Origin of the sequence: Oculatella sp. FACHB-28 (assembly GCF_014696015.1) — a bacterium.
Classification (GTDB): domain Bacteria; phylum Cyanobacteriota; class Cyanobacteriia; order Elainellales; family Elainellaceae; genus JAAUTN01.
The window spans coordinates 133,199-150,955 of record NZ_JACJPJ010000047.1; the positions used below are offsets into that span (position 1 = coordinate 133,199).

General features: G+C 49.2%; 22 protein-coding genes. 10 read left to right on the top strand and 12 right to left on the bottom strand.

All coding sequences use genetic code 11. From position 1 onward, the window contains the following. Window positions 1-131 precede the first annotated feature (131 nt). The 6 genes from H6F88_RS08875 to H6F88_RS08895 form a co-directional block, all read right to left on the bottom strand. A complete protein-coding gene (locus tag H6F88_RS08875) occupies window positions 132-575 on the bottom strand; it encodes a VOC family protein (protein WP_190642385.1) in 444 nt (147 codons plus the stop codon). Between the two features lie 386 nt (window positions 576-961). Beyond that, window positions 962-1,381 carry a plastocyanin gene (gene petE, locus H6F88_RS08880; RefSeq protein ID WP_190642386.1) on the bottom strand — a complete coding sequence of 140 codons (420 nt, stop codon included), beginning with the start codon at window positions 1,379-1,381 and terminating at the stop codon, window positions 962-964. 232 nt (window positions 1,382-1,613) lie between these two features. Continuing rightward, entirely contained in the window at window positions 1,614-2,102 is a 489-nt protein-coding gene (psbV2, locus tag H6F88_RS08885; protein ID WP_190642387.1) for a photosystem II cytochrome PsbV2, read from the bottom strand. A 138-nt stretch (window positions 2,103-2,240) separates the two neighbouring features. Further along, complete coding sequence (psbV, locus tag H6F88_RS08890; protein WP_190642388.1) at window positions 2,241-2,732, bottom strand: photosystem II cytochrome c-550; 492 nt, start codon at window positions 2,730-2,732, stop codon at window positions 2,241-2,243. 171 nt (window positions 2,733-2,903) lie between these two features. Then, complete coding sequence (locus tag H6F88_RS33920; RefSeq protein WP_277882153.1) at window positions 2,904-3,029, bottom strand: hypothetical protein; 126 nt, start codon at window positions 3,027-3,029, stop codon at window positions 2,904-2,906. A gap of 9 nt (window positions 3,030-3,038) precedes the next feature. Then, on the bottom strand, window positions 3,039-3,785 hold the full coding sequence (locus H6F88_RS08895; protein WP_190642389.1) for an MOSC domain-containing protein: 747 nt from the start codon (window positions 3,783-3,785) through the stop codon (window positions 3,039-3,041). 154 nt (window positions 3,786-3,939) lie between these two features. On the opposite strand from H6F88_RS08895, the gene bcp reads away from it, so the two are divergent. The 5 genes from bcp (at window position 3,940) to H6F88_RS08920 (ending at window position 7,682) form a co-directional block, all read left to right on the top strand. Next, window positions 3,940-4,410, top strand: coding sequence for a thioredoxin-dependent thiol peroxidase (gene bcp, locus H6F88_RS08900; protein WP_190642390.1), 471 nt, complete (start codon window positions 3,940-3,942; stop codon window positions 4,408-4,410). A 61-nt stretch (window positions 4,411-4,471) separates the two neighbouring features. After that, window positions 4,472-4,927: an NUDIX hydrolase gene (locus H6F88_RS08905; protein ID WP_190642391.1), complete on the top strand. Its 456-nt coding sequence runs from the start codon at window positions 4,472-4,474 to the stop codon at window positions 4,925-4,927. A 139-nt stretch (window positions 4,928-5,066) separates the two neighbouring features. Continuing rightward, window positions 5,067-5,879, top strand: coding sequence for an alpha/beta hydrolase (locus H6F88_RS08910; protein ID WP_190642392.1), 813 nt, complete (start codon window positions 5,067-5,069; stop codon window positions 5,877-5,879). Between the two features lie 146 nt (window positions 5,880-6,025). After that, window positions 6,026-6,976: a M23 family metallopeptidase gene (locus tag H6F88_RS08915; RefSeq protein WP_190642393.1), complete on the top strand. Its 951-nt coding sequence runs from the start codon at window positions 6,026-6,028 to the stop codon at window positions 6,974-6,976. 139 nt (window positions 6,977-7,115) lie between these two features. Next, window positions 7,116-7,682: a late competence development ComFB family protein gene (locus tag H6F88_RS08920; protein ID WP_190642394.1), complete on the top strand. Its 567-nt coding sequence runs from the start codon at window positions 7,116-7,118 to the stop codon at window positions 7,680-7,682. 359 nt (window positions 7,683-8,041) lie between these two features. On the opposite strand, the gene H6F88_RS08925 is transcribed toward H6F88_RS08920, so the two are convergent. After that, window positions 8,042-8,179 (bottom strand): hypothetical protein, encoded by a 138-nt coding sequence (locus H6F88_RS08925; protein ID WP_190642395.1) that lies wholly within the window; start codon window positions 8,177-8,179, stop codon window positions 8,042-8,044. A gap of 27 nt (window positions 8,180-8,206) precedes the next feature. Between H6F88_RS08925 and H6F88_RS08930 the strand changes: the two genes are divergently transcribed. Next, on the top strand, window positions 8,207-8,617 hold the full coding sequence (locus tag H6F88_RS08930; protein ID WP_190642396.1) for a Fur family transcriptional regulator: 411 nt from the start codon (window positions 8,207-8,209) through the stop codon (window positions 8,615-8,617). On the opposite strand, the gene H6F88_RS08935 is transcribed toward H6F88_RS08930, so the two are convergent. Beyond that, the gene (locus tag H6F88_RS08935) at window positions 8,614-9,594 is read right to left on the bottom strand and encodes an SPFH domain-containing protein (RefSeq protein WP_190642397.1); all 981 of its coding nucleotides are present in this window, start codon (window positions 9,592-9,594) and stop codon (window positions 8,614-8,616) included. The two genes, H6F88_RS08930 and H6F88_RS08935, sit on opposite strands and share 4 nt — an antisense overlap. A gap of 30 nt (window positions 9,595-9,624) precedes the next feature. Continuing rightward, entirely contained in the window at window positions 9,625-10,074 is a 450-nt protein-coding gene (locus tag H6F88_RS08940; protein ID WP_190642398.1) for an NfeD family protein, read from the bottom strand. 340 nt (window positions 10,075-10,414) lie between these two features. On the opposite strand from H6F88_RS08940, the gene H6F88_RS08945 reads away from it, so the two are divergent. Together H6F88_RS08945 and H6F88_RS08950 are read left to right on the top strand one after the other, a co-directional pair. Beyond that, entirely contained in the window at window positions 10,415-12,463 is a 2,049-nt protein-coding gene (locus H6F88_RS08945) for a protein phosphatase 2C domain-containing protein (protein ID WP_199333517.1), read from the top strand. A gap of 225 nt (window positions 12,464-12,688) precedes the next feature. Continuing rightward, window positions 12,689-12,916, top strand: coding sequence for a ferredoxin-thioredoxin reductase variable chain (locus tag H6F88_RS08950; RefSeq protein ID WP_190642399.1), 228 nt, complete (start codon window positions 12,689-12,691; stop codon window positions 12,914-12,916). Here the strand turns inward: H6F88_RS08950 and H6F88_RS08955 are convergent. After that, window positions 12,911-13,147 (bottom strand): hypothetical protein, encoded by a 237-nt coding sequence (locus H6F88_RS08955; protein WP_190642400.1) that lies wholly within the window; start codon window positions 13,145-13,147, stop codon window positions 12,911-12,913. The genes H6F88_RS08950 and H6F88_RS08955 overlap by 6 nt on opposite strands. A 336-nt stretch (window positions 13,148-13,483) precedes the next feature. Here H6F88_RS08955 and H6F88_RS08960 point away from each other — a divergent pair, with 336 nt between their 5' ends. Further along, window positions 13,484-14,479, top strand: coding sequence for a CHAD domain-containing protein (locus H6F88_RS08960; protein WP_190642401.1), 996 nt, complete (start codon window positions 13,484-13,486; stop codon window positions 14,477-14,479). Here H6F88_RS08960 and H6F88_RS08965 read toward each other — a convergent pair. Continuing rightward, window positions 14,447-15,238 (bottom strand): YdcF family protein, encoded by a 792-nt coding sequence (locus H6F88_RS08965; RefSeq protein WP_190642402.1) that lies wholly within the window; start codon window positions 15,236-15,238, stop codon window positions 14,447-14,449. The genes H6F88_RS08960 and H6F88_RS08965 overlap by 33 nt on opposite strands. Before the next feature lie 118 nt (window positions 15,239-15,356). Between H6F88_RS08965 and H6F88_RS08970 the strand changes: the two genes are divergently transcribed. Continuing rightward, entirely contained in the window at window positions 15,357-16,478 is a 1,122-nt protein-coding gene (locus H6F88_RS08970; RefSeq protein WP_190642403.1) for an aminotransferase class V-fold PLP-dependent enzyme, read from the top strand. 121 nt (window positions 16,479-16,599) lie between these two features. On the opposite strand, the gene H6F88_RS08975 is transcribed toward H6F88_RS08970, so the two are convergent. Further along, the gene (locus tag H6F88_RS08975; RefSeq protein ID WP_199333518.1) at window positions 16,600-17,238 is read right to left on the bottom strand and encodes a tetratricopeptide repeat protein; all 639 of its coding nucleotides are present in this window, start codon (window positions 17,236-17,238) and stop codon (window positions 16,600-16,602) included. Window positions 17,239-17,757: the final 519 nt, after the last annotated feature.

Here is a 17,757-nt window from a genome sequence, read left to right on the forward strand (position 1 = left end):
GAACTTCTAAAGCCCACTTACCTTACAACGGATAGGATTAAAGCCCTTCACACGAATTGCCTTTAAAGCGGTGAATGGTAGCACAGCATGGACACGCTACCATTCACACAGAAGCTCTACGAATTAGTCAGCTAGGAATTCTCCACAGTCCCAGGCTGGTCAAGGTATAGTTCGTGGACAAGCTGCATATCCCAAAAAGACGCCTCAATCTTATGTCCATCTGGGTCGCGGACAAAACAGCCATAATAGGGTTCTCCGTATTCAGGTCTGCTTCCTGGTGCCCCCTCGTCCATACCACCCGCTGCTAGAGCCGCCTCATAAAATGCGTGGACAGAGTCTTTAGTAGGCGCAATAAAACCAAAGTGGGTTCCATTCCCAACTGTTGCACGGTTACCGTCGATCGGAGTTTGCACCCAAAATTCTGGATACTGCTTGCCGTAAGCGACTGCACCTGGATGCTCCATAATCCGCTTGCAGCCTAGTGTGGGCAATACCTGGTCATAGAAGGCGATCGCCCGTTCAAAATCGTTTGTGCCAATCGAGATGTGTGAAAGAATACTGGGACTATCTTCCATTACCTTATCCTCCATCTGCTGTGCTTTGAAGACGAAAAGGCACACCAAAAAGCAAGCACAAAAGTGATGTGCTAACGCCATTCAAGGACTTAACTAAGACTGAGTAACCGACCCCAAAACAATATCAGTACATACGTACTGCGTCAAGAGCTATGCCTGTAAACACAAAACTAGGGGCAGCGACTTGAACAGATCGGCTGAAAAGACACAGCCTTACCGCTTCAAGTTTCTACCCCTAAGTTACGAATGCTTCGCTTCTCAGCGTTATGCCGAAAATTCTGAGCCAGTTCTAATAGACGGGCTAGTGCAACAACAAATAAGCCGTTAGTCCGGCATGAGCTTCAAGCCCACCTATCATAGATGCTGCACTGTCAGCCCGAATTCTACTAGCCCTCTACAGTGATCTTGCCACCCATTCCTGCGCCTCGGTGAGGAGCACAGTAATAGCTGTAATCACCAGCAGGCATGTCGGATGAGAAAGTAACCTCAAACGATTCGCCAGGAGCAAACATCAGCTGTTGATGTGAAAGTTTGGTTGCCAAATCCTTACTGTTAGTGGGGATGGCTTTGTCATCAAAAACGACGTTATGGGGAGGGAGTTTGTTATTGACCCACTTAACGGTGTCGCCACTTTGAACAGTCAAAGTAGACGGCTCAAACTTCAGCATGCCGTTGTCAGCGCCCATCTTGATGGTGTGAGTTGCCGCCGATGCGGGAGAAACTACTAGTAGGAAGGTGCTAACAACCAATGCAATTGTGCAGAGGGCTAGACTTAAACTCCTTGAAACTAGAGCAATCAATTTCATGGTTACCTCTAGAGGTTTAAATTTAACTTGTTGTGAAACTTACAAATGTAGAAAATCTTAGAGGCCGAACCTCGTCAATTCTTCTCATGAAGGGTAAGCCATAAATGAACTTACTCCATAAGTTTCACAATTATCAAATCAGATCTTAGCCCGAATGTTTACCTTCTAAAGCTTTCCAAAGGTCAATATTGGGTAAATCCAAGTTTTTGTGGGACAAATTTGCGGCTCTGCGCTAAAAAGAGGCGCTTCCCCACCCCGGAGCTTTCTGGGCTGCCCTCAAAATAAAAGCTGCCAGGTTCTCAACTTCTGACTGGGATACCCAACTCTCAGGCATCTGACGGCAGAAGAAGGATTCCTCTGTCCCGTCGTAGGTCATCGGTTGTCTGAGAAAAGTGACTAAGCCGTTGATGTTGTCACGCGGAGGCATGGCTCCTCGCAGGGCTTCAATTGACAGAGAAACGAGTGGATCTGGCAAAGTTGCCCCACCCACATGGCAGTTTTTGCAGTTTTCCTCAAACAGGCGCTTGCCTTGAGAGAGGTTTTCAGCAGAAAACAATTTGGTCTGCTTTTCGTCCAGGTCAAGAGCGATTGGCTCAGAAACCTTCAGATATCTCACGACATAGGGGTCTAGAGTAGCTGCCTGTGTAGGTAGGCTCCAGGTAATCAGACCAACACTCACGATGAGCAGAATTAGCAGGTAACGAACTGTAGAACGCAACATGACACAGGAATGACCGCTTACGCTTGCAGGCTTTACCGTAATTGCCTTGGAACATTCTTAAAAGAGAGGGGCAGACGTAGAGGCTGCCCCAAGGAAAAACAAGTTTTTCTAATGGTCGGACAGAGAGCTGGCAGAAATTTAGTAGTAAATTTTGCCGCCGCCCCACTTTTCACCTACAACTTTGGGTTGTAGAAGGATGTGACCTGAAATGGCAACGAGGTCGTCTTCAGTCAGGTTTCTCATCTTAGGGAAAATGTCTGTGCTTTGAGTGCTGGGGTGCAGTTCGGCAATAGACTCTAACCCGTCATAGGTCGTGGGATCGTGCAAATAATCGACCAGAGATTCCAGGTTATCTCGAGGTGGCGATGCCAGCGCTAAAGCTTCTGGATCTAGACCCACATTGGGGTCAGTTTTGGTAACGCCGCCTACGTGACACTGACCGCAGGCATAGTTAAACAGGCGCTTGCCCTCAGAAACCTGCTCCAGGCTGAGAACAGTCGTTTCTCCTGCTTCGTTTAGTTTGACGGTGCGGGTGGCTTGGTCGAGTTCAGCGGCGATCGCCCTTCCTGTAAACAATTGAAAAGCGAAAAATACAGTGACCACAACAAGCCAAATGTATCTCTTAAGCATGGTTCTCCTTAAACACGTCGCTCAGGTATTAGCAACTCAACACAGCAAGGCTCAATCTCAAGATTGAATCTTTTGGCAAAAATTTGCTGAACAGGCAAGCTGATTCCTAATGATCAGGATAAAGTTCACAATTAGAACTCAGACTTTTCTCTCCAGCAACTTTAAGTATGATTACTCTTGACATCCTCTAAAACCATTCAGGCTACAAGTTCCTGAATAGGCAGGATTGAGCTGTCCTAATTCAATATCATGCCACCGATCGGGCGCTTTCCCAAGCCAGATTAGAATTGGAGACATTGCTTAATCTCAAAAAGCGCCAATGTCATGAAAGTGCGCCTGTTCCCAGAAGAAATCAGGGGACACTCGCCCCTCGATAACGCCAATGCCCTCATCCTCAAGCGCCTGTTGTTGCTGTGGCATGTGTTTTGTGATCAGTCCACCGTCTGGGGCAACGATGCGATGAATGGGGAGGCGATCGCCCGCCTTCTTCAAGAAAATTGGAATTGTGCGGTAATAGCTGCGAGCTAATCCCAGTGCCATTAGCAAGTGAGCTGTGCTAACGACTTTACCGGACTGAATTCTCGTCACAAACTCTGTAAACCTGCCTTTGGCATTTTCTGGTAGGGGGGAAAATTGGTATGGACTGATCTGCACTTGATCCCCCACCTTGATCAAGCCATCCCTAACGACCATCCCCAGTAGCCCGCGTTTGCCTTTTATTCGGGTGGCAAGTCCAGGCTTGAGTTGATTTAACTGAGAACAGGGGTCACAGGGAAACGTAATCCGGATTAAAGCAGACTGACCCACCTGTAAAACCTGCCCCGAAGCTAAGGACTCGATTGGTGCATCAATCAGCAAATTTTCTCGTAAATCTCCAGGGTTCAAATCAAATTCAGCAAGGGTAGGGGTATCTACAAGCAAAATCTGACGGGGGTTGCCGGCGATCGCATAAACATCCCCTTCCACACCCACGCCACGTTTAAGCAGCAACTCTTCACGTTCAGTAGTTGCTGCTCCTTTATGCTGCTTTGCAAAAAGCTTTACTGCTTTCACAGGCTCCTCATAACCTAATTTGGGACTGCAATAGCATAAGGGCTTTTCTGAAAGCTTGGAGTACGTATTTGCACTGAATCATCCACAGAAGGCTTAAAATCAGAACTGATCCAGATTTGTTTTACCTTCGAACCGACTGCACCAAGGTGTAAAGATGACCCTAAGCCCCGGCGATCCTGCTCCTGAATTTAGCCTGCCCGACGGAGAAGGCAACAGTGTTAATCTTTCAGATTTTCGTGGGAAACGAGTGGTGCTTTACTTCTACCCCCGCGACAACACGCCTGGCTGCACCAAAGAAGCCTGTGGTTTTCGGGATGCCTACCCGGACTATCAGTCCAACGATGTAGTCGTGCTGGGGATCAGCACCGATGATGCCAAAGCGCATACTAAGTTCACAACTAAATACAACTTGCCGTTTCCGCTGTTGTCAGATGCAGCTGGGCAAGTTGCCACAACCTACGATAGCTATGGGCTAAAGAAGTTCATGGGTAAGGAATACATGGGCATTAGTCGGAATACGTTTATCATTGGGCCGGACGGCAAAATTGAAAAGATCTACCGCAAAGTCAAGCCAGAAGCTCATGCGGCTGAGATTTTGGCAGATCTAGCTAACGTGTCAGGGTGAATACTTTACCTGTTCCATCTTTACTCTCTATGGCGTAGCACTTTTAGTAGCACCATCACTTATGCTTCGGCTGTGGCAAATCATCCAAACCGCTTTGGGCATTATTTTTCGTCACCCGATTACGGGCACTAGCATCATTCCTGTGATGCCCGACGGACAAATTGTATTAATTCGACGACGGGATAATGGCTGTTGGGGGCTACCAGGCGGCATTGTCGATTGGGGAGAAGACATTCCCACGGCAGTGAAGCGAGAACTCGCTGAAGAAACCGGGCTGGAGTTGGTCAAAATCCGCCGTCTGGTCGGCGTTTACTCTGCACCTGATCGCGATCCTCGATTTCACTCCATTTGTGTGGTAGTCGAGGCGGAAGTAACAGGCAAAATGTCAATCAAAGATAAGCTAGAAATTCTTGACGTAAGAGCGTTTCAGCCTTCAAGCCTTCCTCAGGGTAAGCTCTCCCACGATCATGACCAGCAATTGCAAGACTATTTCAGCGGCGTGACTACCCTAGCCTGATCAGATTGTGTCGGCATCTCAAGATCAACAGCATTTTCTGAAATGACATAGGTTGACTGTTAGAATCACTAACTGGCGGCTCTAACTGGCTATTCTTGACCTGGCTATTACCCGTCTAGCTGTTACCTTGTAGTTTAGGATGACCTTACCAATCCGCAACTCCCGTATTCGACTGTCTCAAGGGCAACTGTTTTGGCGCGAAGTGGGTCAAGGGACGGTATTGGTCTTTCTACACGGCTCTTGGAATGACAGCAGCCAGTGGTTGCCGTTGGTGGAACGTTTGAGCCAAACTTACCATTGCCTAGTGCCTGATTTGCTGGGGTTTGGAGAATCAGAGCGCCCTGAACTGCATTACTCCGTTGAGCTACAGGTGGAATGTCTGGCGGAGTACCTGGAATCGTTGAAATTACGTCAGGTTTACCTGATTGGGCATTCTCTGGGCGGGTGGATTGCATCCAGCTACGCGCTGCGCTTTCCAGACCAGGTGAAAGGGTTAATATTGCTGGCGCCAGAGGGAGTACAGCTAGAAGGGAAGGGCGATCGCTGGCATTGGTCACGCTGGCTCACTGGACGACCGCCACTGGCTTATCGGTTCTTACAACTCCTGTTGCCCTTTGCCAAAGTGTTTGGTTGGCGAGAATGGGTCGAGCGATCGCTCCAGCTTCGCCAAAAACTGATGCGATCGCCTGTTGCCTGCAAACTCTTGTTCAACCGTCGCGCGTCTGAAATCCGGGCAGAACTATTACCCGAAGACAAAATTTCATGGCTAAAACTGCCTATCCTGATTTTGCAAGGAGAGCAAGATGACGCAGCAGCAATTCGCAGTCATCAAGTCTTTGCCCAAGCTCCCCAAGCAGAGCTAAAAGTGATTTCCAGCTTCGATCCAGACCTATTGCAGACTGAAGCTAAGGCGATCGCCACCGAAATTCGTAAGTTTATAGAAACTGCCTGAAGCACGCTAAATTGCCGATCAAATCATAAATTCTGTAACGTTCGTAGTGACGATTTCAGTCGTAGCAGGCTAAAGCTTGAACTATAAAGTTGAAACTATAAAGTTTGTGCAACTTTCAAGTTAGTCAATTCGCCCATCTCGTCATTATGAGTGTCTTTGATCGTTCCAACCCAACATCTGTAACATCTCAGTTGAAATTAAACCAAATAATCGCTGCCGGACTGAATCGTCGCTGGTCGTGGAAACACCGTCTGGGCATCAGTGCTTTGCTGGGAGCGATCGCCTTCATCCTGGTTTTGATTACTCCTGCCCAAGCCATCGAAGTCCAGATTCAGCCTGATGGCCCGCAATTGGGCGATACCATCGCAGTCATCGTGCAAACCAGTTCAGCCGATGTCGAAGCCCCCACCGTTACTATGAATCAGACGACCTACCCAACCTTCGCGATCGGGAGCAATCGATTTCGCGCCCTGTTGCCCACCACCCCACTAGATGCACCAGGACGTTATGAAATTCGGGTGAATGGCGAAGGCGACCAGCGCAATTTGGCAGTTTGGTTGCGCGATCGCTCCTTTCCTACCCAGCGCATCACCCTGCGTGGCGGCGGTGTAGATGGCACCGATTACGAATTTGATCGAGTCGCTGAATTCAAGCAACTGGTCACTCCAGAAAAGTTTTGGACGACTCCCTTCATTCGCCCTAATGCGGGTGAAATTACCTCTGGGTATGGAATTCGGCGTTACTACAACGGTGTGTTTGCCCAAGACTACTACCATCGCGGCGTGGATTACGGCGGTGGTACCGGTTCCGCAGCAATGGCTCCTGCTGCTGGGAGAATTGCCCTTGTGGGGCGCGAATCTGACGGCTTTCAGCTACACGGCAATACTATTGGGATCGATCATGGACAGGGCGTTGCTAGCATTTTTCTGCACTTAAGCCGGATCGACGTGCAAGAAGGCGACTTTGTACAACCTGGACAGGTGGTTGGAGCAGTCGGGGCAACAGGTGCAGTCACCGGACCGCATCTACACTGGGGGCTCTACGTTCATGGACTGGCTGTTGACCCAGCGCCCTGGCGATACGACGGCTTTGAGTAATCTCACACCAGATCGGAAATTAAGATTAGCTTAAGTCGGACTGATTTCGTGCGATTTCCAAATTCTGGGGCAAACTAAACTCAAGAAGATTGATTGTAAGTTTGTCACCCAAGTGGCGCGGTGGAGCGTAAAAAACTTTATGAGTATCGAAAAAATTGTTGACCAAGCTCTACAGGATGGTTATCTGACCCCTGCCATGGAAGCAGAAGTTGGGCGCATCTGCGACACCGCCTCTGAGCTGTCGATTGAAGAATACATGGCGTTGGATCGATTGATGGGAGCTTTGCTGACCGGCGAAGTGGTTGCAGTTCCCCGCAAGCAGTTCATTAACGTAATGGAAGAGTTGGTACTGACGGAGGCGATCGCCCGCGTCGCAGAAATTGAAGCCACGAGTGATGTCACCCTCGACCTGGGTGACATCGCCGCCTACGCGCTCAACCGCCTGCCGCCGCTCTATGCCACCACTGAAGAGGGTGCTGACTACCAACGAGGACGGGCAAAAGACGAACTTCAAACGCTGATTGCTCAGCAGGTGAGTGAGGCGATCGCCCGCAACCTAGATAAACCCGAATTCTTCCCAGAACGGCAAGTGTTGGGCAAAAATGCAGGTGATGAAGTGCTGACTCAAGTCAGTGCTTTGCTGCAAACCTATGCTCCCAAGTTTGAAGCTGGATCAAAGCCCAGTGGCGATCGGGGCATTGCTTAGAATTTCGACTAAGAGCTTTGAACTGAATAGCCCTAAACTTTAAGCGGAAGTGCAGCAGAATAGCTACACTTCCGCTTAAAGTTTGCGATCGAATCCTCAAAGTCTAGCCTTCGGTAGTCAGCAGTTTTTGCGGTCGAGTATTAGGGGTTTGTCTGCTTGAATTAGTATGAGGGTGGGGGGGATAGGGCTAAAGCTTCGGCTTTTAAGCCTCTTCAGGCTATACCCTGCCTATTCTAACTAATTATTTTTGAATCAAGTTCTTTAATTCTTCATCAGATCTCTACTGAAAAGCTAGACTCAGTACAGGTTTAATTATCTAATCTAGTAATAGCTAGTCCCCCAAGGATTAAATCTTGAGATTATAGATTTGCCAAGGCTTCTAGTAATAAATGGATGACGCACTGAGATGAGGCAATGCGATCGCAGCCTCCAGCCCCAACTCCTCTTTCTAGCCCCTCAAACTTGAAATCAGAATTAAGTGCAAATCCTGGTTTCATAGGAACTAAAACACCACTTACTTTGCCATGAAAGCCCAACAGCGTACCCGCAGCCAGGAGCGGATTCTTAACCTGCTTAGAACTTTGAATCGAGCGGCTTCTGCTCAAGATATTTATGTAGAGCTGCGTAGTCGCAACGAAGGAATGGGGCTAGCAACGGTCTATCGCTCTTTAGAAGCGCTCAAACTGGAAGGAGTGATTCAGGTTCGCACGTTAGCAACCGGAGAATCGCTTTACAGTTCTATTCAGGAAGACAAACACCATTTGACCTGTTTGCAGTGCGGGGCATCTATTCCGATTAATGAATGCCCCGTTCACGATCTAGAAGACCAGCTGCACCAGTCTTACCGCTTCAAAATCTACTACCACACTCTGGAGTTTTTTGGGCTGTGTACTGAATGCCAGCTGGCTCACGCAAGCGATAACACTTCTGACTAAGATCCAAACATCTTTGGCTCGTCCTTATCTCTATCTCCAATCATGGAGCGCATTCCTTCAACCGTAGCAGGAATGCTGCGTGGGTCCATAAACATAACCTTGCTGCTGCCGCTGGTGCCAATCTTAGAACCCATGTCGATGTAGTTTTGAGTCATCAAAAACTGAAGTGCTTCATGAGCATTGGGATCAGATTTCAACGTACTCGCGATGACTTGTAAAGCCTCAGCCGTTGCTTGTGCCCGCAACACTTGCTCTTGGCGTTCTGCTTGTGCTCGTAAAACAATTGTTTTTTGCTGTGCCTCAGCTTCCAAGATGGTTGCTTTTTGGCGAGCTTCGGCTTCCAAGACGCGGGCCTCAGCACTACCTCTTGCTGAGTTAACGGCTGATTCTCTTTCGCCTTCAGATGTGAGAATGGATGCCCGCTTGCGCCGCTCCGCCGACATCTGGAGCTCCATCGACTCCTGTACAGCTTTAGAGGGAACAATGTCTCGCAGTTCAACCCGGGTCACTTTAACGCCCCAAGGGTCAGTTGAGACATCTAGCTCTCGTAGCAACAGTTCGTTGATTTCAGAGCGAGCGGTAAAGGTTTCATCTAGCTCTAGCTTACCCATCTCGGCGCGAATCTGAGTTAGTACCAGATTGACCATTGCCGATTGAAGATTCTCGACCTTGTAGTAGGCTTTCTCCAAGTCCATGATGCGCCAGTACACGACGGCATCAACTGAAATCGAGACGTTGTCACGAGTGATGCACTGCTGCGGCGGAATGTCAATCACCCGCTCACGAATGGTTTGCTGGTAAGCAATGCGATCCAGGAAAGGAACCGTGAAATTAAGTCCTGGCGAAAGTTTTCTACCGTTGTATCGCCCTAACCGTTCAACTAATGCTTCGTTTCCCTGGTTAACGATGCGAACCGATTTTGTCAGAACAGTACCACCAAAAACTAAAAATATTAAGAATCCTACCAAGTCACCCACGTTAAACAACCTCCAATTTTTGGGTTTTCATTAGGGGAACTGCTGAGGCTGTGCCCGCAGCAGGCTTTCTGGCATGACGATAAGTGTGTTGCCCCGACGTTCTACGACGTAAACTCTTTGGTTGGGAGCGATCGCCATTTCATCATCTTCGCAACGAGCCTGCCAGGAATTTCCCTCATAAAGTACTCGACCTGTTTGCCCTGGCAGAATTTCTGTGATTGTCTGTGCTTCCGTCGCATCAGCAATTAACCGATGTTTGCTTTGAGGAATAAAGCGGCGAGACAAGACAGTGAGAATTACAGACAGTGTTAGCCAGAGAACAACCTGAATCCCGAAGTGAGGCACTACTAGCGCCACCAAGCCGACCACAATGGCGCTGACTCCCATCGTGAATTCCACAAATGCTGTCGGTAAAGTCATCTCCATGATGCAGAGAATTACACCCGCAAGCAGCCAAAGAACTGTGGGACTTAGCGACATATATTCAGCTCTCGATACACAGGTCTGTCGATATTCAATAACTTCACCTGTAGCAACAGCAATTCCGCTATTTCAGCCTCAGAGAATCACTACAGGCTTGCTTAGAGTAAGCTTGCCCACATTTCAATCTAACTTAGTGTTTGTTTACATCACTGTGACGTCAGCTTATCTTCCGTTTGTTTATACCCACTTTTTATACCAACTTTAAGGCTGCATATTTTTGAACCTGCCCCGCGTATGCGAGGCGGGTTCAAAAATATGCAGCTTCATGTAGAAACGGTATTACATCGTTGCAATGTCAGCTTATCTTTAAGGGTAATTGTTCGTCTTGTTTGAGTGCATGAGCCGTCCCCATTCTTCGATTGAATGCCCCAACCCGGAGTGCCTTCATTCCAATAATTCGCTCGGTAGCCGTATCTGCGATCGCTGCCAAACGCCACTGCTCTATAACTACCTATGGGCAGTCGGGGCAGTAAACCACATCCCGACTGGAACCCGGATAAACGGTAGATATGGCGTGGTGGCTCCTAGAATCTGGCTGGATACGCAGCCGGGGCGATCGCCCGATGTCCCATCGAGTTTACCTGATGCAGCTTTGCCCTACTTGCACCTGTATCCCCAACGGCTTTATGTACCGGGAGTGTTTGGGTTTTGCGCCCTCAAGGGAGGCGACGTAGCCATGCTGCTGGAGAATGCTCCTATTGACCTGACAGGTAAGCTTTACCCAGCGATCGCCACAGTTTGGTCACGGGGAACAGCGGTGCGTCAGGTTTACTGGCTGTGGCAAATTCTGCAACTGTGGACTCCACTTCAGGAGATGGGAGTTGCTGCTAGTCTCCTGACTCCAGATAATCTGCGGATTGAGGGATGGCGAGTGCGGCTGCGAGAGCTTTACAGTGATGAGCCCGAGATTGATCAGCTGGATACTACTGAGCCCGAGGTAGGCGAGTCAAATACGAGTGAGCTAGAGACTGCTGAGCCAAATGAGGGGAGGTTAGAATCCACGACAGAGGAGACAACCAGTCCGCGATCACTTAAAGAATTGGCAGACGTTTGGCTAACCTGGATTGACGGCTCACAGGAAGCGTTGATCCAACCCTTACGAAAGATTTGTCAGCAAATGCAGTCTGCTACGTCTAAGGAAGCGGAGGGGGCGATGCAAAGCAGTTCCCCCTTTGGGGCGATTGCCACTCAACTCAACCAGCTTTTGCTAGAACAGGCAGCTCAGCAGCCCCTCCAGCTCAGCATCGCTGGCGCAACCTCAACGGGTCCAAAACGGACACACAACGAAGATGCTTGCTATCCAATCACGCTGAATGCGGCTGAACCGCCCCAGTTTAGTGAGCTGCTGCCCCATCTGGCGATCGTGTGTGACGGCATTGGTGGGCACGCAGGTGGAGAAGTTGCCAGCCAGCTTGCCCTGCGCTCTCTGCAGCTTCAGTTTCGGGCACTGCTGGCTGAGATTGCTGAGCAGCCAGAACTGATGACCCCAGAGGTTGTGACTCAGCAAATAGAAGCAATCATTCGTGTGGTCAACAACCTAATTGCCGCGCAAAACGATACTCAGGGACGAGAATTGCGTCAGCGCATGGGTACAACCCTGGTGATGGCACTGCAACTGCCCCAGAGAATAGAGACTCCAACTGGTACGAGTAACACCCATGAACTTTACCTGGCACATCTGGGAGACAGTCGTGCCTATTGGCTGACTCCGCGCTATTGCCACACGCTCACCGTGGATGATGATGTCGCTACTCGGGAAGTGCGGATGGGGCGCAGTCTCTACCGAGATGCTTTAAAGCGACCCGATGCTGGAGCCCTGACTCAAGCTTTAGGCACACGAGATGGTGAGTTTCTACATCCAGTTGTGCAGCGGTTCGTTCTGGAGGAGGATGGTGTGCTGCTGCTTTGCTCGGATGGGTTGAGCGACCACAATCGGGTTGAGCAGTCGTGGGAGCCACTAACCCGCCAGTTGTTTAAGGGAGAGCTTACTCTAGACGAAGCTGTTCAAGCCTGGATCGATGTCGCCAGCGAGAAAAACGGACACGACAACATTTCTGTGGTGCTGTTGCAGTGTCAGGTTTCACCTCAGTATCCTCAACCGCTCGAGCCAAAACTGCCACCTGCACCGCTCGTCAGTCAGTCAGAACTGTCAGAATCTTCCAGAGCATTGCTGTATGGGGACGAAGAAGAATTTGAGTCAGAAACAACCGATTTTGCAACCCGTTCTCGACAGAAGGCGAGTCCGCTGGCGATCGCTTTTGGGCTTGCCGTCTTAATGTTTCTACTGGGGGTAGTGGGCGTTGCTGCTTGGCGACAAATCAATCCCGAAAGCTTTAACCGAACCTGGGAACGACTGCTCCAGCCGTCTTCTCAATCCTCCCCTTAAAGCAGCCCCCTTACATAAATGGTGTGAATCGCTGTACGTCTCTGTCAGGCAGCGATTCCCCGCAAGCAGTCTATTGAGTAGTGCTACCCAATGGGACAAGGGGTTTGAGTGCATGTCACCTTATATGCAAAGATAAGGATGAGGAGTCTGATCCAAGGCTGAGGCGAAATGCGCTGACTCAGACGTAAACATTAGCGACTACTTGAGAGAGAACACCGAAAGTTTATGAAAGTTGGCGATCGCGTTCGCGTAAAAGAATCTGTTACTGTCTACCATCACCCCGAACACCGAAACGAGCCTTTTGACATCAATGGGCAAGAAGGCGAAGTAATCGGGATTGCAAGTGAATGGAAAGGTAAGCCTATCAGCGCTAATTTTCCAATTCATGTCAAGTTTGCAGGCAAACTCAGAGCGCACTTGCGCGAAAGCGAACTGGAGTTGGTTGAGTCATGACCGCCTGTTCCAGGCTCGGTAAAACCAACCCAACAAGTTGAAATCGCCTTGCATCTTGATCAATTCCTGGCGATGCTGGTTTGCTAGCTGCTGATATTCTTCACAATATTCTTCAAACGCCTGCCGTAAACGAACTTCTTCATAAAAGGTGTAAGTGACGCGGTAGCTAGCAAAAATCTCAATCTCTGGCTGAGCCGCTTGAGGAATCAATAGGGAATGTTGGTCGGGCATGGGTGCAATCTAGCAATATTTCAGCAACTTAATAGAACACAGTAGCGACTTAGCTCAAGATTAGCGCAAGGAAACGTCCGTAGGTGTGAGGACGGAGCCTCAGGGCACTGCGCTACCATGGAGCAATCCTAAATGGTTTGTGAAAGTTCCCTAAATAGGCGCTTTCACAGACTATCTCGTTCATAAATTAAATAGGACTGCTCATTAATCTGAAGTTAATGCTGTTTCTATTTGAAGCTGCATATTTTGGGACATGTTCTGTGTACGCAGCTACGCTCTAAGACACGCTGCCCAAAGAGAATTAGATGTGAGCTACGAACTTAACAGGGACTAGCAATGAAAACACAGGAAGCTCAAGCAAATGAGACGTTAAAAGATTATGCTCATTTAGCAATTCAAAAACACTTTAAGAAATCTATAAAACACGAATCAGATGTATTGAAGGGTAGCGATCCAGAACCGCTGCATCAAATGCGAGTGGGGATGCGTCGCTTAAGGACAGCCCTAAAGGTATTTGAACCTGCCTTAGATCTACCGGAAGCAGTAAGCGATCGCCAAATCAAAAAAATCGCTCAATGCTTGGGGGCGGTTAGAGATCTAGACGTTTTAGAGATAGCACTCAAAGAAAGCTATCGCCCACACCTGAAGGGAAAAGAACAGAAGAAATTAGATCAGGTTGTAGAGAGTTTACAAAAGCAGCGCGATCACCAATTTAGCCGAATTGAAAAATTATTTGAAAGCCAACAGTACCGCAAATTCAAACAATCCTTCAAAGGCTGGTTGGAGCAACCTAGCTATAGGGCGATCGCTCCGCTACCGCTACTGCAAGTTTTGCCAGATCTGTTGTTACCTTTGATCAGTAATTTGTTGCTGCATCCTGGTTGGCTATTCAGCACCTGGGTAGAATCTGGTGAAATCAAACTACCGACTTCAGTTGATTTAGAACATATCAACCAACAGCTAGATGAGCAGGCAGAAGTGCTGCACGACCTTCGCAAACAGATGAAGAGAGTACGCTATCAAACTGAATTCTTCACCGATTTCTACGAACCTACTTTCATGTTGCGGGTACGAGAATTTCAGGCTGTGCAGGAAATTTTGGGGGAATTGCAAGATGCTGCTGTCCTCAATGACTTTTTGACCAGTGAACTGCAACTCAACTGGCAAGAACAACTGCCGACACTAGCTGAGCAGCTTGAAGAAAATCGGATTCGCGCCTGGGCAAATTGGCAGCCCATTCAGCGGCAGTATTTGAATCCCGATTTTCAAGAACAGCTTCGTCAACTGGTTGCTACGCCCCTAAAGCCATCCCTTCAGCCGGTAAACCACTAAACCCAAGTATTCCTTCAAGGCGCGGGTCGTTTGTTGCAGCGGCTCAGCGTCTGGGATCAGGCTTAAGACCAGTCCCTCCGTAGTTTGGCTTGCTTCTTCAGCATTGCGCTCTGTCACTAAAAAGTCAGTAGGTGCGGGGATCGCTTCGATCCCTTGTTTTTGGAAGATTTTTAGCGATCGCGGCATGTGCATTGCCGAAGTCACCAGCAGCACCCGATTCAAATTGCGTTCCTGCAAAATTTGGCGGACATTAACCGCATTTTCATAAGTGTTAAGCGAACTAGGGTCCTGTAGAATTGCCGTCGCTGGCACACCCAATGCTTCAACAATTTTTGCCATATCGGCTGACTCTGGTGGACCGCCATCCTTCCAGTCAATTCGACCACCGCTAAGAATCACAAGGGGTGCCTTGCCTTCCCGGTAGAGTTGTGCGCCATAAAGGGTGCGATCGCCTGCCTCACTCACATCTACCCAGGGGCGAGGAGGTGTTTCGGGCTTGATCCCGCCGCCCAAGACCACGATCGCATCTGCTGTCGGTAGCCTAAAGGTAGGAATATGCTGCCATTCCAGCGATTGCACAAGTTGGTTGGCGACCCAGGTATTGCCCCCAGCTAGCAATAGCACCAGCGCCAAAACGATGTTCAACGCGGCAAGTCTTGGCTTGCGCCAGAGCAGCACTAAAGCCAGCAGCAGCAGCAAACAGGATAATCCCAACGGGTAAACGAACAGGGGCAGTAGCTTAGATAGGAAAAGGAACATAAAACAGGGAAAGGGAATAAGGGATGAGGGATGAAGGGGTAGGAGGGGGGCTTCTCTGCCTCCCTCCTACCCCCTACCATTTGACCAAACAGTTCAACTTTATTCAGAGCAATGTGCCATGCAAATTGAGACGCTAGCAGTTCATGCGGGTCGTCAGGTCGATCCTACGACGGGGGCGATCGCTCCTCCCATTCAGCTATCAACGACATTTGAGCGAGCAGCAGATGGCAGCTATCCCCAAGGCTATATCTACACCCGCACCAGCAATCCTAACCGAACAGCTCTAGAGCAATGTCTTGCTGCCTTAGAGGGGGGAACAGTGGCAGCGGCGTTTGCATCCGGGTCTGCGGCAACCATGAGCATCTTTCAAGCGCTTGCTCCCGGTGATCACGTAATTGCACCCTGTGATGCCTACACCGGAACCACAACATTGCTGAAAACGATGTTTGTCCCTTGGGGAATGTCAGTCACATTCGTAGACATGACCGATCCCACGCAGGTACAGCAGGCTTTGCAACCCAACACTCGCCTCGTTTGGATTGAAACACCCTCAAATCCGATGCTAAGAGTGACAGATATTGGCAAAGTTGCTGATCTTGCCCATCAGGTTGGAGCGGTTTGCGCTTGTGACAACACCTGGGCGACTCCAATTTTGCAACAGCCACTTCAACAAGGGGCTGATTTAGTAATTCACGCAACCACTAAATATTTGAGCGGACATAGTGATGTGTTGGGTGGGGCAGTGGTAGCGCAGGCAGAGTCTGAGTTTTTTGACAAAGTTCGGCATATTCAAACTGTAGGCGGCGCAGTGGCAGCTCCATTCGACTGCTGGCTGACACTCAGAGGAATTCAAACCTTGCCCTGGAGAATGCAGGCGCATTCTCACCATGCCATGCAGATCGCTCGTTTTCTCAGTCAGCACCCTGCAGTTGAAGCGGTTCACTATCCTGGATTGGAAACGCACTCAGGTCATGCGATCGCCGCTCAGCAGATGCGAAACTTTGGCGGAATGCTCTCGTTTCAGGTTAAAGGCGACAAACAGCAGGCATTTGCAGTAGCGGCAAAATTGCGTCTCATCACTCGCGCAACCAGTTTGGGAGGCGTTGAAAGCCTGATCGAACACCGAGCCTCAATCGAAGGGGCAGATACCAAAACCCCTGAAAATTTGCTGCGACTATCGGTCGGTTTGGAAAATATTGAAGACCTGATTGAGGATTTGGAGCAGGCGATCGCTAGTTAGCAAGAGCAACGTTTTTCAGGGCAAAGCTTTTCTTGTTATAGCCCTCTGCCTCTTATCTATTTCAGGAGGCAGAGCCTCGCTGTAGGCATCCCCAGGTTCCACCTGGGGACGGGATTCTCATCTAGAATTCCAAAGGACGGAGCAGCTCATCCAGCCAGATTTCTACCTGCTGGCGCAAACGCACAGATGGATTGGCGGTAGAGGCAGCAGATTCGGGGAGACAGTCAATCGCCCGTTGGTAGTCAGCCGCAGCACAGTTCCAATCACCCCAAAGATGGTAAGTGCGTCCTCGCTCAGCATAAATGTGTCCTTCTAGCCGACCCAGGTGTAGCCCCAAGTCAAAGCTTTCAACGGCACGATCATACATTTGTAGGTCACGGAAGGTAATGCCCTGATTGATCCAGGCACGGACATTACTAGGGTTTAGCTCAAGCGCCATTTCGTAATCCAAGATTGCATCCAGGTACAGCCCTTGGGTGACGTAATAGTTGGCGCGGTTGTTGTAAACGCTGTCTAGGCAAGGATTTAAGTCTAGGGCCGTATCGTAGTCGGCGATCGCTTCCTCTAACTGACCATTCTGAAAATAAACCAGTCCTCGGTTGTTGTAATCAGTCGCGTTGTCAGGATGGCGCTCGATTAGTTCATTAAAAATTTCAATCGCTCCCAGGCGATCGCCTTGCTGCACCCGATTCATTGCCTGCTGTCGCAAGAGCGTATTGCGATCAGTCTGGCTCAACTCAACCGGCTTACGACTAACCACGTTACAAGACCGACGCTGTTTTGGCTGCCAGCGCGTTGGCGTCCGATGAACTGAGCAGGTAGGGCAGGCACTTGCTGTACTGCTCAAGCTGTTTCCATTCTTGCAACTTTTGTTTAGACGGCTTAGGCGGTTAGAAGGGCGCGTATTCATTCTATCCTCGGGGTATATAGGCTCAAGAGAGACACGATCAAGCGGAACTAAGTCCAGCGTTCTCGGTCTAAGGGGATTTTCAGTAGCGGAGTCTATGGTTTAAGTGTCTTTCGCCTTGGCGTTTGACACATCTATCCATGTGTCACTTGATAATGTGTCTTAGCGATAGATGTCAGCGTATAAGTACTGAAACCTTCATCCCTGCCTCCAAACGGATTCAGGGAAACATCAAGTGAGCAGAAGCACCCGTGAATTAGAGTTAGAGCGGAACTACAAGCAATTCATTCTTCCATTGAGGACTAACCGAAGTCCGTGTAATTTCCGAATCTTTGTAAAAAATTTGCAAATCTCGTCATATATCAGCCGATT